The following is a 15,852-nucleotide window of genomic DNA, read 5'->3' as shown; positions in this document are numbered from 1 at the left end:
TGGGAGGGATGTTGCCAGCCAAACGCTCTCTTGTCATCGTTAAGAAGGCGTTCATGTCCCCGCCAGCATGCAATGGCTGGTGGCAAAAAACTCGCATACGATCAAGCTGTGAATGTGGCGAGAGGGGGAAAATCGATGGGAGATGTCGATGTCGTGATCATCGGGGCGGGTTCCGCCGGTCTTTCGGCGGCAAAAGTCCTGCGCAACGCCGGCCTCAACTTCCGGCTGTTGGAAGCCATGGACCGCATCGGCGGCGCCCGCCTGTCGGGCGAGCAGGTGGTGCTTTCGCAGCGGCCAGCGGATTCCGGCGTCGTCATGGTCGAACGCCCGAAGGGCGGCGGTGACACGGGCGCCATTGTCGGCGGCGTCACCGGTGCCATCGCGGGCGCCGTGATCGGCGGACCGGTCGGTGCGGCCGTTGGCGGCGGCGCCGGCGTGATCGCGGGCGGTGCGACCGGCACCGCGATCGATCCGCCAGGCGAGGTCCGCACGTATGTGGCCGGCCGGCCGCTGGAACCGGTCTATCTGGACGGTGAGGTCGTGGTGGGCGCGAGTCTGCCCGAGACGGTCCAGCTGGCAGCAATCCCCGACTACCAGTACCGCTACGTCTATGTGAACAACCAGCCCGTCCCGGTGGATCCCTCCACGCGCCGCATCGTCTATGTGATGCGCTAGGATGGCCAAGGTAATGCGATCAGGTTGCCGGGCGGATGTCCGGCAGCCGCATTTCACACATGCACCTGTCCTAGGCTGCCCTCGGCCGCGTCGTCATAGGGGCGCAGCGAGGCGTAGAGCAGCCAAGCGTAGAATCCCGCCACGCCAAGCATGATGAGCCAGCCCGGCAGGGGCCCAAGGGCCGCATTTCGCAGGACTTCGCGCAGCGACGCTACCAGCCCCCCGGTTGCACCCTCGGCCTGCAGTTGCGGGGTAGAGATCTTCAGCACCCAGGCCAGCAGCAGGATCAGGAACATCCAGATGTAGTTGCGCCTCAACCGCCGCGAAAACGCGTCCGCATAGGATATGCGGAACTGCGGCTCGCGCAGGCTTTCCCCGAGCATCTGCCGCCAGTTCACGGCCTCGCTGGGAGCAGGCGCGAAGATCGGCGCGAAGTAATAGCGCTCGAAGGTGCGGACCCGGGAGCGGTAGACGTCGAAGAAGCGGTACCGGCGTGCCTCGATCCACAAAAGCAGGAAGACCAGAAGCATGGCGAACAAGAGCACGCCGTGATGCGCGTTGGGGGTCGATAACGACACCGACAGCATCGCCGCCACGACCGTGATCGCCCAGTTGCTGGTGCGGTCGATGCGATCGCGCCAGCCGGCCATCCGGGCCATCTCGGCGCGGTGGTAGTGCGCCATGGTGTTGACGATCTCGGTCGAGGTCAGCGGCAGCAGTGCGCTCTGCTGGAGGACATCGGGCTTTGCTGCTTCCTGCATGACAACCTCCCTGGAATCGTTTCGGCTGCTATGCCCTGCGATCTCTGTCGTGAAGCATAGCGAAGGCGGCATCCCAGTCCCGCCAAGGCGTTTAGTCTATACTCCCGCCCGCGGGAGAGCCCGCGAAACCGACACCGCAGGTGCTGTTCGCCTTGATGGACGTCGCATCTCGGACCTATCGGCTCATGAATGCCGGCAAAGCTTGACTCGTAGGCCTTTTTCCTGTCTACAGCCCTCGAAATTCCGCGAAGAGTTCCACTCCGAGCGGCCGACCGGGACACCCCAGAGGTTGTCAAACGATCCCGGAGGCCAACACCCGGCAGCGCGATGCGCCCCCGGGTGCTTTTTGGTTTTGGCCGCATGAATGGTTTGGCGCTCGGGCGCGGAAGCATTACTTCTCGGCCAACGCTGGTTTGTCCGGGAAAGGGAAAGTCGAATGTTTGAATCGCTGCAAGAGCGGCTTGGATCGATCCTGAACGGCCTCACCGGCCGTGGCGCGCTGTCGGAGGCCGATGTTTCGGCTGCCCTGCGCGAGGTCCGCCGTGCCCTGCTCGAAGCCGACGTCGCGCTCGAGGTCGTCCGTTCGTTCACCGACCGGGTGCGCGAGAAGGCCGTGGGTGCTGCGGTTCTGAAATCGATCAAGCCCGGCCAGATGGTCGTCAAGATCGTCCATGACGAGCTGGTCGAGATGCTCGGCGCCGAAGGCGTCGCCGTCGACCTCAATGCGCCTGCGCCCGTCGTCATCATGATGGTCGGCCTGCAGGGCTCGGGCAAGACGACGACCACCGCCAAGATCGCCAAGCGGCTGACCGAGCGCCAGGGCAAGAAGGTGCTGATGGCGTCGCTCGACACGCGCCGCCCGGCCGCGCAGGAGCAGCTGCGCCAGCTCGGCGAGCAGACCAAGGTCGCGACCCTGCCGATCATCGCCGGCCAGTCGCCGGTGGACATCGCCAAGCGCTCCGTCCAGGCGGCCAAGCTCGGCGGCCATGACGTCGTCATCCTCGACACCGCCGGCCGCACCCATATCGACGAGCCGCTGATGGTCGAGATGGCCGACATCCGCAAGGTGTCGGACCCGCACGAAATCCTGCTTGTCGCCGACTCGCTGACCGGCCAGGACGCCGTCAACCTCGCCAAGAATTTCGACGATCGCGTCGGCATCACCGGCCTGGTGCTCACCCGCATGGACGGCGACGGCCGCGGCGGCGCGGCCCTGTCGATGCGCGCCGTCACCGGCAAGCCGATCAAGCTCATCGGCGTCGGCGAAAAGATGGATGCGCTGGAGGAATTCTATCCCAAGCGCATCGCCGACCGCATTCTCGGCATGGGCGACATCGTCAGCCTCGTCGAGAAGGCAGCCGAGACCATCGACGCGGAAAAGGCCGCGGCGATGGCCAAGAAGATGCAGTCGGGCAAGTTCGACCTGAACGACCTTGCCGACCAGCTTGGCCAGATGCAGAAGATGGGCGGCATGGGCGGCATCATGGGCATGATGCCGGGCATGGGCAAGATGAAGGACCAGATGGCCGCTGCCGGCCTGGACGACAAGATGTTCGGCCGCCAGCTTGCCATCATCTCGTCGATGACCAAGGCCGAGCGCGCCAACCCCGACATCCTCAAGCACTCGCGCAAGAAGCGCATCGCCGCCGGCTCCGGCACCGACGCGGCCGAGATCAACAAACTGCTCAAGATGCACCGCCAGATGGCCGACATGATGAAGGCCATGGGCGGCAAGGGCAAGGGCGGCGGCCTCATGCGCGGCATGATGGGCGGCCTTGCCCAGAAGATGGGGCTCGGCGGCATGATGCCAGGCGGCGGCATGCCGGACCTGTCGAAGATGGACCCCAAGCAGCTCGAGGCGCTGAAGAAGCAGGCCGAAGCTGCCGGTCTCGGCCAGGGCCTCAAGGGACTTCCCGGCGGCGGCCTGCCCGGTCTCGGCGGTGGCGGTCTTCCCGGCCTGCCGGGCGGCATGAAGCTTCCGGGCCTGGGCGGCAGCCTGCCGGGTCTCGGCAAGAAGAAGTGAGGAGGGCGCCATGACCGACATCGACCCCAAGGCACGGCTTCAGGAACTGCGCGCTTCGATCGACAACATCGACGCGGCGCTGATCCACATGCTCGCCGAGCGCTTCCGCTGCACCCAGGCGGTGGGCATGCTCAAGGCGACCCACGGCCTGCCGCCGGCCGATCCGGCCCGCGAGCAGACCCAGATCGCGCGGCTGCGCCGGCTTGCCGACGACGCCCATCTCGATCCCGATTTCGCGGAGAAGTTCCTCAACTTCATCATCCGCGAGGTGATCCGTCATCACGAAATGCTGGCCGCCGAACACAACGGCGCGTCGGACAAGACTACCTCCGCCTGACGGCGGAACAAGCAGACCAAGACCAACCCAAGACACCACTTTTCAGGAGTAAGAAAATGTCCCTCAAAATCCGTCTGGCCCGTGCCGGCTCGAAGAAGCGCCCCTACTACCACATCGTCGTTGCCGACGCCCGCAGCCCGCGTGACGGCCGCTTCATCGAGTCAATCGGCGCTTGGAATCCGCTGCTGCCCAAGGACGGCGACCGCGTGAAGCTCGACGCGGACCGCGCCAAGCACTGGCTGTCGAACGGCGCCCTGCCGACCGACCGCGTTGCCCGCTTCCTCGACGAGGCCGGCGTCGTGAAGCGCGAAGCCCGCTCGAACCCGACCAAGGGTGAGCCGGGCAAGAAGGCCCAGGAGCGCCTGGCTGCCCTGAAGAAGGCCCAGGACGACGCCGCCGCGGCCATCGCTGCGGCCGCTGCTGCTCCGGCTGAAGCTTCGGCCGAGTAATCTGCCTCCAAAAGGCATTTCGCGAACGGCGGGCCGATAGGTCCGCCGTTTTGCTTTTGGGGGCCGATAAAGTCTCGGTAGCCGTTTCCGGACTTGACCCGGCAAACCGCCAAGGTCACCTCTTCTCGACAGGCAGAGGAGGTATCCACATGTCAGTGAACAAGTCCGCCATCAACGATGAAGGAATTTCGGAGCCCTTCGCGGCGACCGAAGCGCCGCTCGAGGTGTTCTTCCATGGCGAGCGCTTCGGTTCTCGCTTTCGGCACCTGTCCAGCTTCGCCGGCGGTACTCATGTCGGGGTGGCGCTCGAGGAATTGGCGCCAGGCAAGGAAACCAACCCGTCACACTACCACATGCTCGAAGAAGAGCATGCCTACATCCTCGAGGGCTCCTTGACGCTGAAGCTCGGCCAGCGGCGCTACGTGATGACGGCGGGCGACTATGTCTGTTTCCCGGCTGGCCAGAAGGTCGGGCATTCGCTTTACAATCATACCGATGCGACGTGCCGGTACCTCATCATTGGCGAACGCAATCCCAACGACGTGATCGTCTACCCGGAGTCGGGCCGCGTCAGCGTCCGCCTGACCGGCGAGGGCTATCGGAAGGCAGCGACGATGGACTATTGGGAAGACATCGATGCCGGCTCGTCGTCGTAGCGGCAGGGCAATCGGCCAGCGCAACGTTTGAACGGCGTCGTTGGCCGACTTCCGATGCTGGGCCGGCACCACCCGCTGCCGGCGCGCGGTTCCCGCTACGGATCGTCCGATACGACGATGAAAGAGGCGTTTCCAGCGCCTACATTCGTGCTGGGCCGGCACGGAAAGGAACGATATGACGGCAGACACATCCGGGCTGCGCGATGTCTGGCGCGGCGGCGTCGCCACCTGGGAATGCGACGAGATGGGCCACATGAACACGCGCTTCTATGTGGCGCGCTGCATGGAAGCCATCGCCACGACGTTCGGCCTCGCCGGCCTGCCGCGGCTGTTCGCGCCCGCCTCGACGACGACGCTGGCCGTCGGAAGCATGCATATCCGCTTCCTGCGCGAAGCGCGTGCGGGAACCTCGATGCACATGACCGCCGGCTTCACGTCCATCGGGGACACCAGAGCCGACATCGTCATCATGATGTTCGATAGTGCCTCGGGCGAATGCGCCGCGACCTTCCGTATCGGTGTGAGCCATATCGAGGTCGCGAACGGTGCTGCGCGGGCCTGGCCGGAAGCGTTTGCCGCGCGCGTCGCGGCGGGTCTCGTCGACACGCCGGAGCTGGCATTGCCGCGCAGCACAGGTGAGCCGCCGGCAACCATGTCCGCGTCGGGCGCGCGGGCAAAGGAACTCGGCCTGCGCCAACTCGGCCAGGGCGCGGTGCTGCAGCAGGCCTGCGATCCCTTCGGAAAAATGTTGCCGCAGGGCTTCGTCGCGGCGATTGCCGACAGCATCCGAAACATCATCACCCCGCTGCGCGAGCTTTGCGCCCGCCACAGCGACCGCAACGGCCCCCATTTCGGTGCGGCCGCGCTCGAATTCCTGATCCTGCTCGATGATCTGCCTGAAAACGGCGACTGCTGGGAGGTGCGCTCCGGCCTCGCCCGCGCCGACGGCCGCACCATGGGAATCGTCAACTGGATGCTCGATCCCTTCTCGGGCCGTGCTTTCGGCACGATGGAAGTGGTGGCCATCTGCTTCGATTTGGAGACGCGCCGGCTGCTGCCCATCGCATCGTCGGCCCAGGCCGAGCTGGCGGGCTGGACGGTTCCGGGTCTTTCGCTCTGATCCCCAAACGAAAACGCCGCCCGGGTTAGCGGACGGCGCTTGAGGTCAGGCAGGCTTGGCTGCGGCTCAGTCGATGTCGAACGACACGCCTTGTGCCAGCGGCAGCGCCTTGGAGTAGTTCACCGTGTTGGTGGCGCGGCGCATGTAGGCCTTCCACGCATCCGAGCCGCTCTCGCGGCCGCCGCCGGTCTCCTTCTCGCCGCCGAACGCGCCGCCGATCTCGGCGCCCGAGGTGCCGATATTGACGTTGGCGATGCCGCAGTCCGAGCCCTCGACCGACAGGAAGCGCTCGGCCTCCTGCAGGTCGAGCGTGAAGATCGACGACGACAGGCCGGCGCCGACCTCATTGTGCAGCTCGAGCACCTGGTCGAAGTCGGAATATTTCATGACGTAGAGGATCGGCGCGAAAGTCTCTTCGAGCACCGGACCGACCTGGCCCGGCATCTCCACTAGCGCCGGCTTGACGTAGTAGGCGCCGTCATGGCCCTGGTCGACGCGGGCGCCGCCGGTGATCTTGCCGCCGTGCTCACCGGCTTCCTTCAGCGCCTTCTGCATGCCGTCGAAGGCGCCCTTGTCGATCAGCGGACCGACGAGGGCCGAGCTTTCCAGCGGGCTGCCGACCGAGACGCTCTCATAGGCCTTCTTCAGGCGCGGGACGAGCGTGTCGTAGACGCTGTCGTGCACGAACAGGCGGCGCATGGTGGTGCAGCGCTGGCCGGCGGTGCCCATGGCGCCGAAGGCGATGGCGCGCAGCGCCATGTCGAGATTGGCCGAGGGGCAGACGATGCCGGCATTGTTGCCGCCGAGCTCGAGGATGGCGCGGGCGAAGCGCTTGGCGAGACGCGGGCCGACGTCGCGGCCCATGCGGGTCGAGCCGGTGGCCGACACCAGCGGCACCTTCGGATTGTCGACCAGCACCTCGCCGACGGCGCGGTCGCCGATCAGCACCTGCGACAGGCCTTCCGGCGCGTCAGCGCCGAAGCGGGCTGCGGCGCGCTTGAAGATCGCCTCGCAGGCGAGCGCGGTCAGCGGCGTCTTCTCCGACGGCTTCCACACCACCGAGTTGCCGCAGACGAAGGCAAGGGCCGCATTCCACGACCACACGGCGACGGGGAAGTTGAAGGCCGAGATGACGCCGACGACACCGAGCGGGTGCCAGGTTTCCATCATGCGATGGCCGGCGCGTTCGGTGGCGATCGTCAGGCCGTAGAGCTGGCGCGACAGGCCGACGGCGAAGTCGCAGATGTCGATCATTTCCTGGACTTCGCCCAGGCCTTCCGACGGGATCTTGCCGACTTCGATCGACACCAGGCGGCCGAGATCGACTTTCGCGGCGCGCAGCTCCTCGCCGAGCAGGCGAACGAGTTCGCCGCGCTTCGGCGCCGGCACGTTGCGCCAGGCCCTGAAGGCCTTGTCGGCACGCTCGATGGCCTTGCCGGCTTCGGCAGGCGAAATCGACGTCAACGCGCCGATCTGCTCGCCAGTCACCGGGCTGCGCACGATCAGGTCGCCGCCGGTGAAATCGGACTTGGCGACGCCGAGCCGTTCGAGAAGTGCCGCGGTTTCGCTGGTCACGTTCATGCTGAATACCTTTCCTCGTTCCTCACCCGCCGCCGGCGCACAGCTCGCTTTTCGTCTGTCCTGGGCCGCGGCGGCCATAGTTTCGTTTCTCCGCGGTAAAGGCCGGGAGACGCTTGGCACTGCCTATAGCCTGTCTGACCACCCGAACGCCACACCGGTGATCGCTCCGCGCGGTCTGTCCGGCGCATTGCATGGCTGTGGCCCAGTGGCAGGAGGCCAGCTCGGTCCTTGCAGGATTTGGGAGGGGCAGAAAAAACAACACCCGCCGGGGGAGGAGGTCCGGCGGGTGTCGTATTGGTGGCCAGCGTCTGGGAGGAGGTAGGCGCTGACCTATTCGTCGAGGTCTGGGAGGAGGTAGGCCCCGACAAATTCGATGAATGATATCTAGCCCCGCAGGGTCTGGATTTAAAGTGTTGATATTGCATAGGAGCATTGCATCTTGTGCAATGCAGCAGAATTGACGCGCTGCAACATCAAGGGGACGCTGCGGAAGCCGCGGCGGGCTTGCCGAGGGAACTTCCGGCCGGCCTGTCGGTTAACTGGCATCGTCAGGGGCATGCGATGATCGACTATCGGCCGGCGCGCCTCAACATGGTGGAGCGCCAGATCGCAAGGCGCGGCATCAACGACCTCGCCGTGCTCGAAGCCATGTCCGAGGTGCCGCGCGAGGAATTCGTCCCCGAGAACCTGCGTGACTATGCCTATGAAGACACCGCCTTGCCGATCGACGAGTACCAGACGATTTCCCAGCCCTACATCGTGGCGCTCATGGCTTCGGCCGGCGAATTGTCGCCAGGGCAGACGATTCTCGAGATCGGCACCGGCTCCGGTTACGCGGCCGCCGTCATGGCGCGGATCGTGTCCCGCGTCGTCACCATCGAGCGTCTGACGTCGCTCGCCGACCAGGCGCGCGCACGCCTGGCCCGGCTGGGCTATGGCAACGTCGAGGTGGTGACCGGCGACGGCGTTGCCGGCTACGAGGCCGAGGCTCCCTTCGACGCCATCCTGTCCGCTGCCGGTTCGCGCAGGATTCCGCCGGCCTGGAAAAGCCAGCTCGCCATCGGCGGCAGGCTGGTGATGCCGCTGGGGCCCCTGGGCGACCAGATCTTGGTCAAGGTCACCCGCCTGAAGGACGACGACTATGTGGAGAAGGCGCTCGCCGCGGTTCGCTTCGTCCCGCTGATCGGCGGCGGCTGAATTCAGCTCGTGCCGCCCTTCGCCCGGAACATGCGCTCGGGCATCGAGCCGGGATCCGGCGGCAGGCTGGTGCCGCCATTCAGCGGAAGCTGCATGAAGACGGTGTCGAGCCAGCGGCCGTGCTTGTAGCCGGAACCGTCCAGCCGGCCCGAGTGCTGGAACCCGAGCCTCTCATGCAGGCGCACGGACGCGCTGTCGGCGTGACCATCGCCGATCACGGCGACGATCTGGCGGAAGCCGAGCTTTGTTGCTTCCTCGATCAGTACCTCCATCAGCGCCTTGCCGATGCCGGCACCCTTGGCGTCGGGCGCGATGTAGATCGAATCCTCGACAATGAACCGGTAGGCCGGCCGGGCCCGGAACGGTCCGGCATAGGCATAGCCGACGATTCGGCCCTGCCGTTCGGCGACGAGATAGGGATAGTTGCCGGCGCTCAGGGTCTCGAACCGCACCCCCATCTCCGCCCGTGTCGGCGGCTCCAGCTCATAGCTTGCCGTGCCGTTCAGCACCGCGTCGGCATAGATTTCGGTGATGCGGTCGAGGTCGCCCGCCAAAGCGTGTCGGATCGTTATGCTCATTATTTAGGCAGCCTTTTCGTCTGCCATCCATAAGAGCAAATCGTTCCGGAAATGGAAAGGGCCAAGACGCACTTCGATCCGAGGTGCAGCCGTACTGGCTCAAACGGCGACGGAGTGACGCGCCGTTCCCTTGCCGAGATACGCGTCGAACCGTGCCGCGACCGAACGGACGAAGGGCTTGCCCTGTTCGGTGACGACGAAGCGGTTGCCGGACCGCGCAAAGATCCCGTCGCCACCGTTGGCTACAAGCAGCTCAGCCTCCGCGATGACCTCCCGCGCCGGCTCTCCGAATCGGGCGACAAGTTCGCAGCGCGAGAATGAGAAATCGCACATCAGGCGCTCGATCACCCAGGAGCGCATGCGGTCGTCCTCGGTAAGCGCGATGCCGCGCTCGGTCGCCAGGCCGCCAGCCAGCACACGGCGTTCGTATTCGCCGGTTGCCGGCATGTTCTGGACATAGCCCTGCGGCAGGAGCCCGATAGACGAAGCCCCCAGGCCGATCAGCGCATCCGCCTGGTCGGTGGTGTAGCCCTGGAAATTGCGCCGCAGCTTCGCCGAGCGGGTAGCGACAGCCATGCTGTCGTCGGGCAGGGCGAAATGGTCCATGCCGACCGCCTGGTAACCTGCTGCCAGGATCAGCCGCGCCGCCGCTTCCGCCTGGGCCAGGCGCGCCCCGGCGTCGGGCAGCAGCGCCTCGTCGATCATCGTCTGGTGCTTCTTCATCCACGGAACATGGGCATAGCCGAACAGGGCGATGCGATTGGGCCGCAGCGACAGCACCTGCTCGGTCGTTGCCACGATGGTTTTGAGCGTCTGGTGCGGCAGGCCGTAGAGGACGTCGAGGTTGACCGAACGCACGCCGCGTGCGCGAACCGCATCGACCACGGCCTTGGTCTGTTCGAATGTCTGCTCGCGATTGATGGTGTGCTGCACCTTCGGATCGAAGTCCTGGACGCCAAGGCTGGCGCGGGTCATGCCGATGGCGGCGAGCGCGTCGAAGCGCGCCTCATCCATGTCGTTGGGGTCCATTTCGACACTGATCTCGGCATCTTCCGCGAAGGCGAATCTGCTGCGCAGGAGCCTGCCCAATGCAATCATGTCGTCAGGCGCGACCAAGGTCGGCGATCCACCGCCGAGGTGAAGCCCAGTTATTATTAGCCGGCTTTCAACCTTGTCGGAGATCGTTTCGATTTCCGCCGCGAGGGCTTCGAGATAGCGGGCGACGGGATCATAGCGACGCACCTGCTTGGTATGGCAGGCACAGAACCAGCACAGGCGGTCGCAATAGGGAATGTGCACGTAGAGCGAGGTCGCGGTTCCTTCCGGCAGGGCCCGCAGCCACTCTGCATAGGTTGCCGCCGAAACGTCGGCCTTGAAATGCGGCGCTGTCGGATAGCTCGTGTAGCGCGGCACCGGCGCGGCATATTTCTCGACAAGGGTCCGGTCCATCAGCCTCTCCATGAGCGGCCGCAACCTGGACCTTGGCCTCCGTGGGCGCCTTGACATGGATCAACGGCTGGGAGGTCGTGGACACAATGACACGGTTCCAATTCCGGGAACTGGAACATAGATTGGCCGCAATCAGACATCGGACGACGTGATGGCGGTTCGCCAGGACATTCACAATTCGGAGATACCAGTGCTGTGCCGCTCATGCGAAGCGCGGCACAAGGGCGTTTGCGGTGCGCTCACGCCCGAGCAACTGGTCGAGCTCAGCCGTCACACCACCAAGCGCAAGGTCGAGCCTGGCACGACGCTTGTCTCGGACTCGGAAACCGTCGACAGCTACGCCAACGTGCTCGCCGGGGTGGTCAAGTTGACCAAGACCCTGTCCGACGGTCGCCAGCAGATCGTCGGCCTCCAGTTCGCTCCCGACTTCCTCGGCCGCCCGTTCAAGCACGAGAGCTCGACCAGCGCCGAGGCCGCCACGCCGGTGCGGGTTTGTTCCTTCCCCAAGAAGACGCTCGACCGCATGATCGAACAGTCGCCGGAACTCGGGCACCGTCTGCACGTGCAGGCCCTGAACGAACTCGACGACGCGCGCGACTGGATGCTGACGCTCGGCCGCAAGACGGCGTCCGAGCGTGTCGCCTCTTTCCTCCAGCTCATCGCCAGGCACGGCGATCCCGAGGCGGAGAGCGAAGGCGAGATCAGCTTCGACCTGCCGCTGACGCGTGCCGACATAGCAGACTTCCTCGGCCTCACCATCGAGACGGTCAGCCGTCAGCTGACCAAGCTGCGCAAGGACGGGCTGATCGCGGTCGAGAACAACCGCCACATCACCGTCTTCGACCTCGCCAAACTCGAGCGGCGCGCCAACATCTAGCCCGGCGTCTCGCAGTCCGGCGCGACCTGCGCGATGACATGGTCGCGCTCGAAGGCGATGTGGCGCCTGAGCGCGCCGAAGAATCCGCGCAGCATGAAACCCAGAGTCTCGGGATTCTCAGCCCTGCCGCGCCGGGCAGTGGCGCGCAAGGCGTCGCGCAGCTCGGCGGCATAGCCCTCATCCTCGCAATGCTCGTTCTTGAGCCGCGCAATGGTTTTGCGCGCCTCGGCGCTCTGCAGCTGCCGGGCGGCGAAATGGGGGTAGACGTGCAGCTCCTCGAAGCGATGGACCTTGACCATTTCCGGGCCGAGGGCGCGTGCCGCCAACAGGCACTCGCGTCTGTCCAGTCCGCCGGGCAACGAATCCGCGATCGCTTCCAGCCGGTCGCAGAGCATTAGCTTGGCAGCGTGGGCACGCCGCACGGCAGCTATCGCGTCTGTGAGAGCCGTCTGCTCCGTCCCGACCTTCGTTTCCCGGCGTGATCTCATGTCTTCTCAAGGTTCCCCTTTGCCTGAAGGCTGAGGCGGAGCGCCCGGCTTGACCTTGATCCAGATCAAGGCAGCATAGGCAATTGTCGTGGATGTGTGGCGTCTGGCGCCGAAAGGGATCTTCGGTCGCCTTGAGTTCGTCGGGGATCTCTCATGAAATACGCAACCGAAATCATTCTGCTCGCGGTGGCGGCATTCGCCGCCCTGCTGGGCGCGGCCTTCGCGCAGGACAATCTGTTCGCCGCCCACATGTGGGTGCTGTTCTTCGCGCTCACCGCCGGTGCCATCGTGCTGATGCGCACAACCAGCTATGCCACGGCCAATATCGCCGAAGCGCCGTCGCCCTATATGGACGGTCCGGTGCGCTACGGCGTCATTGCCACGGTGTTCTGGGGCGTCGCCGGATTCCTGGTCGGCGTCATCGTCGCCGCCCAGCTCGCCTTCCCCGATCTCAACATCGAGCCCTGGCTCAATTTCGGCCGCCTGCGTCCGCTGCATACCTCGGCCGTGATCTTCGCCTTCGGCGGCAACGCGCTGATCGCCACCTCCTTCTACGTGGTGCAGCGGACCTCGCGGGTGCGCCTCTTCGGCGGCAACCTCGCCTGGTATGTCTTCTGGGGCTATCAGCTGTTCATCGTCATGGCGGCGACCGGCTATCTGCTCGGCATCACCCAGAGCCGCGAATACGCCGAGCCGGAATGGTACGTCGATCTGTTCCTGACGGTCGTCTGGGTCGCCTATTTCATCGTCTTCTTCGGCACGATCCTGACCCGCAAGGAACCGCATATCTACGTCGCCAACTGGTTCTACCTGTCCTTCATCGTCACCATCGCGATGCTGCACATCGTCAACAACCTCGCGGTGCCGGCATCCTTCCTCGGCTCGAAGAGCTACTCGCTGTTCGCCGGCGTGCAGGACGCGCTGACGCAGTGGTGGTACGGCCACAACGCCGTCGGCTTTTTCCTGACCGCCGGCTTCCTCGGCATGATGTACTATTTCGTGCCCAAGCAGGCCGAGCGCCCGGTCTATTCCTACCGGCTGTCGATCATCCACTTCTGGTCGCTGATCTTCATGTACATCTGGGCAGGGCCGCACCACCTGCACTACACCGCCCTGCCCGACTGGGCGCAGACGCTGGGCATGGTGTTCTCGATCATGCTGTGGATGCCCTCCTGGGGCGGTATGATCAACGGCCTGATGACGCTCTCCGGCGCCTGGGACAAGATCCGCACCGACCCGATCATCCGCATGATGGTCGTTGCCATCGCCTTCTACGGCATGTCGACCTTCGAAGGCCCGATGATGTCGATCAAGGCGGTGAACTCGCTCAGCCACTACACCGAGTGGACCATCGGCCACGTGCATTCCGGCGCGCTCGGCTGGAATGGCATGATCACCTTCGGCGCCATCTACTTCCTGGTGCCGCGGCTGTGGGGTCGCGAGCGCCTCTACTCGATGCGGCTGGTCACCTGGCACTTCTGGCTCGCCACGCTCGGCATCGTCGTCTACGCCGCCGTCATGTGGGTGGCAGGCATCACGCAGGGCCTGATGTGGCGCGAATACGACGAGCAGGGCTTCCTGGTCTATTCCTTCGCCGAAAGCGTCGCGGCCATGAATCCCTACTACATCCTCCGCACCATCGGCGGCCTGATGTACCTCGCCGGCGGTCTGGTCATGGCCTGGAACGTCTACATGACGATCCGCGGATACCAGCGGAAGGAAGAACCGCTGCCCGGAGCCGCTCCAGCCCTCCAGCCTGCCCAGTAAGGATTGAGACATGGCACTGCTCGACAAACACCAGACCATCGAGAGAAACGCAACGCTCCTGCTGATCGGCTCGCTGATCGTCGTCAGCATCGGCGGCATCGTGCAGATCACGCCCCTCTTCTACCTCGAGAACACAATCGAGAAGGTCGAGGGCATGCGTCCCTACTCGCCGCTGGAGCTCGCCGGCCGCAACATCTACATCCGCGAGGGCTGCTACGTCTGCCACAGCCAGATGATCCGGCCTTTCCGCGACGAGGTGGAGCGCTACGGCAACTACAGCCTGGCGGCGGAGTCGATGTACGATCACCCCTTCCAGTGGGGATCGAAGCGCACCGGCCCCGATCTCGCCCGCGTCGGCGACCGCTATTCCAACGAGTGGCACGTCCAGCACCTCGTCGAACCGCGATCGGTGGTACCGGAATCGGTGATGCCCAGCTACGCCTTCCTCAAGGAAACGCCGCTGGCGGTGAAGACCATCAGCTACGACCTGATCGCCAACCGTCGCGTCGGCGTTCCCTACAGCGACGAGATGATCGCCAGTGCCGAGGCCGACCTTCGGGCGCAGGCCGACCCGAATGCCGATACGAGTGGCGTTTTGGCGCGCTACCCGAAGGCCAAGCTCGGCGATTTCGACGGCAACCCGGCGACGCTGACGGAGATGGACGCGCTCGTCGCCTATCTGCAGATGCTCGGCACGCTGGTCGACTTCTCGACCTACGACGCCGAAGCCAACTACCGCTAGGAGGCTTGTCGTGGACTACACCACCCTCAGACATTTCGCCGACAGCTGGGCTTTGCTGGCTATGACGATCTTCGTGGCCGGCGTGTTCATCTTCGCGCTTCGCCCCGGCAGCCGCGAGGCGGCCGACCGGGCAGCCCAAATCCCGCTCAAGGAGGACTGATCTGTGAGCGAAAAGCATATCGACGAGCTTTCCGGCGTCGAGACCACCGGACATGAGTGGGATGGCATCCGCGAACTCAACAACCCGATGCCGCGCTGGTGGCTGTGGACGTTCTACGCCACCATCGTGTGGGCGCTTGCATATACGATCGCCTATCCGGCCTGGCCGATGATCCGCACCGCCACCACGGGCATGCTCGGCTATTCGAGCCGGGCCGAGGTCCAGGCCGAGCTCGCCGCGGCCGAGGCCGCCAAGAGCGTCTATGTCGAGGCGGTGAAGACCAAGGGCGTCGGCGAGATCCTCGCCGACGACAATTTGCGCCAGTTCGCCACCTCGGCAGGCTCGGCAGCGTTCAAGGTCAACTGCGTGCAGTGCCACGGCTCCGGTGCGCAGGGTTCGCCCGGATTCCCCAACCTCAACGACGACGAGTGGCTGTGGGGCGGCAAGATCGAGCAGATTTACCAGACGATATCGAACGGCGTCCGTTTCGCCGGCGACGAGGAGACGCACAGCTCCGAAATGCCGGCCTTCGCCGAAGTGCTCGAACCGCAGCAGGTCAACGAGGTTGCGGCCTTCGTCGCGAGCCTATCGGGCCAGGCGCTGACGCCGGAGCTGGTTCCGGCAGGGGCAACCGTGTTCGCCGAAAACTGCGCCGCCTGCCATGGCGACAATGCCAAGGGCAACAGGGAAATGGGCGCGCCCGACCTGACCGATGCGATCGCGCTCTACGCCTCCGGGCAGGCGGCCATAGCCCAGCAGGTGCGCCAGCCCAGGCATGGCGTGATGCCGGCGTGGGGCGCCCGACTGGGCGACGTGAAGGTCAAGGAACTTGCCGTCTTCGTCCATTCGCTCGGCGGTGGTGAATAACCCTCCAGGGCTGGGGGCGATGGATGAAGGGGTGGGGGGCTCGGCAGAAATGCCGGGCCTCCTTGCGCACTTCCCCGGCTTGACCTGGGTCAAGGCTCCGGGGTGGCAGATGAGGCAAAGACGAA

The 15,852-nt window shown here is 65.2% G+C and carries 17 protein-coding genes; 12 read left to right on the top strand and 5 right to left on the bottom strand.

What is annotated here, in order from left to right:
- Positions 1 to 135 precede the first annotated feature (135 nt).
- On the top strand, positions 136 to 675 hold the full coding sequence (locus J2X50_RS18620; protein ID WP_429097245.1) for a DUF1236 domain-containing protein: 540 nt from the start codon (positions 136 to 138) through the stop codon (positions 673 to 675).
- A 53-nt stretch (positions 676 to 728) separates the two neighbouring features.
- On the opposite strand, the gene J2X50_RS18615 is transcribed toward J2X50_RS18620, so the two are convergent.
- Complete coding sequence (locus tag J2X50_RS18615; RefSeq protein WP_429097243.1) at positions 729 to 1,436, bottom strand: DUF2270 domain-containing protein; 708 nt, start codon at positions 1,434 to 1,436, stop codon at positions 729 to 731.
- Between the two features lie 436 nt (positions 1,437 to 1,872).
- Between J2X50_RS18615 and ffh the strand changes: the two genes are divergently transcribed.
- The 5 genes from ffh to J2X50_RS18590 all read left to right on the top strand — a co-directional run bounded on the left by ffh (position 1,873) and on the right by J2X50_RS18590 (position 6,021).
- Positions 1,873 to 3,459, top strand: a complete 1,587-nt coding sequence (ffh, locus tag J2X50_RS18610; protein ID WP_429097240.1) for a signal recognition particle protein — start codon at positions 1,873 to 1,875, stop codon at positions 3,457 to 3,459.
- Positions 3,460 to 3,469: 10 nt separating this feature from the next.
- A complete protein-coding gene (locus J2X50_RS18605; RefSeq protein ID WP_429097237.1) occupies positions 3,470 to 3,796 on the top strand; it encodes a chorismate mutase in 327 nt (108 codons plus the stop codon).
- Positions 3,797 to 3,852: 56 nt separating this feature from the next.
- The gene (gene rpsP, locus J2X50_RS18600) at positions 3,853 to 4,245 is read left to right on the top strand and encodes a 30S ribosomal protein S16 (protein ID WP_429097235.1); all 393 of its coding nucleotides are present in this window, start codon (positions 3,853 to 3,855) and stop codon (positions 4,243 to 4,245) included.
- Between the two features lie 149 nt (positions 4,246 to 4,394).
- Positions 4,395 to 4,901: a cupin domain-containing protein gene (locus tag J2X50_RS18595; RefSeq protein ID WP_429097234.1), complete on the top strand. Its 507-nt coding sequence runs from the start codon at positions 4,395 to 4,397 to the stop codon at positions 4,899 to 4,901.
- 175 nt (positions 4,902 to 5,076) lie between these two features.
- Positions 5,077 to 6,021, top strand: a complete 945-nt coding sequence (locus J2X50_RS18590; RefSeq protein WP_429097232.1) for a thioesterase family protein — start codon at positions 5,077 to 5,079, stop codon at positions 6,019 to 6,021.
- Between the two features lie 66 nt (positions 6,022 to 6,087).
- Here the strand turns inward: J2X50_RS18590 and amaB are convergent, their stop codons facing one another.
- The gene (amaB, locus tag J2X50_RS18585) at positions 6,088 to 7,602 is read right to left on the bottom strand and encodes an L-piperidine-6-carboxylate dehydrogenase (RefSeq protein WP_429097230.1); all 1,515 of its coding nucleotides are present in this window, start codon (positions 7,600 to 7,602) and stop codon (positions 6,088 to 6,090) included.
- 561 nt (positions 7,603 to 8,163) lie between these two features.
- On the opposite strand from amaB, the gene J2X50_RS18580 reads away from it, so the two are divergent.
- Positions 8,164 to 8,799, top strand: a complete 636-nt coding sequence (locus J2X50_RS18580; protein WP_429097229.1) for a protein-L-isoaspartate(D-aspartate) O-methyltransferase — start codon at positions 8,164 to 8,166, stop codon at positions 8,797 to 8,799.
- Positions 8,800 to 8,801: 2 nt separating this feature from the next.
- Here the strand turns inward: J2X50_RS18580 and J2X50_RS18575 are convergent, their stop codons facing one another.
- Positions 8,802 to 9,380, bottom strand: coding sequence for an N-acetyltransferase family protein (locus J2X50_RS18575; RefSeq protein ID WP_429097293.1), 579 nt, complete (start codon positions 9,378 to 9,380; stop codon positions 8,802 to 8,804).
- A 96-nt stretch (positions 9,381 to 9,476) separates the two neighbouring features.
- Entirely contained in the window at positions 9,477 to 10,826 is a 1,350-nt protein-coding gene (gene hemN / locus J2X50_RS18570) for an oxygen-independent coproporphyrinogen III oxidase (RefSeq protein WP_429097227.1), read from the bottom strand.
- Positions 10,827 to 10,977: 151 nt separating this feature from the next.
- Here hemN and J2X50_RS18565 point away from each other — a divergent pair, with 151 nt between their 5' ends.
- Positions 10,978 to 11,703, top strand: coding sequence for a Crp/Fnr family transcriptional regulator (locus J2X50_RS18565; RefSeq protein ID WP_429097225.1), 726 nt, complete (start codon positions 10,978 to 10,980; stop codon positions 11,701 to 11,703).
- Here J2X50_RS18565 and J2X50_RS18560 read toward each other — a convergent pair.
- Positions 11,700 to 12,191: a hemerythrin domain-containing protein gene (locus tag J2X50_RS18560; RefSeq protein ID WP_429097223.1), complete on the bottom strand. Its 492-nt coding sequence runs from the start codon at positions 12,189 to 12,191 to the stop codon at positions 11,700 to 11,702. The genes J2X50_RS18565 and J2X50_RS18560 overlap by 4 nt on opposite strands.
- 153 nt (positions 12,192 to 12,344) lie before the next feature.
- On the opposite strand from J2X50_RS18560, the gene ccoN reads away from it, so the two are divergent.
- From ccoN to ccoP, 4 genes are read left to right on the top strand one after another with little or no spacing between them, the layout of a single operon-like run.
- A complete protein-coding gene (gene ccoN / locus J2X50_RS18555; RefSeq protein ID WP_429097220.1) occupies positions 12,345 to 13,958 on the top strand; it encodes a cytochrome-c oxidase, cbb3-type subunit I in 1,614 nt (537 codons plus the stop codon).
- 10 nt (positions 13,959 to 13,968) lie between these two features.
- Positions 13,969 to 14,700, top strand: coding sequence for a cytochrome-c oxidase, cbb3-type subunit II (ccoO, locus tag J2X50_RS18550; RefSeq protein WP_340038592.1), 732 nt, complete (start codon positions 13,969 to 13,971; stop codon positions 14,698 to 14,700).
- Between the two features lie 10 nt (positions 14,701 to 14,710).
- Complete coding sequence (locus J2X50_RS18545) at positions 14,711 to 14,860, top strand: cbb3-type cytochrome c oxidase subunit 3 (protein ID WP_429097219.1); 150 nt, start codon at positions 14,711 to 14,713, stop codon at positions 14,858 to 14,860.
- Positions 14,861 to 14,863: 3 nt separating this feature from the next.
- Positions 14,864 to 15,727, top strand: a complete 864-nt coding sequence (ccoP, locus tag J2X50_RS18540; protein WP_429097216.1) for a cytochrome-c oxidase, cbb3-type subunit III — start codon at positions 14,864 to 14,866, stop codon at positions 15,725 to 15,727.
- The last annotated feature ends 125 nt before the right edge of the window (positions 15,728 to 15,852 follow it).

The sequence above is a fragment of the Aminobacter sp. BE322 genome (assembly GCF_050433525.1).
Classification (GTDB): Bacteria; Pseudomonadota; Alphaproteobacteria; order Rhizobiales; family Rhizobiaceae; genus Aminobacter.
This window is presented reverse-complemented; position numbering and strand designations above follow the sequence as displayed.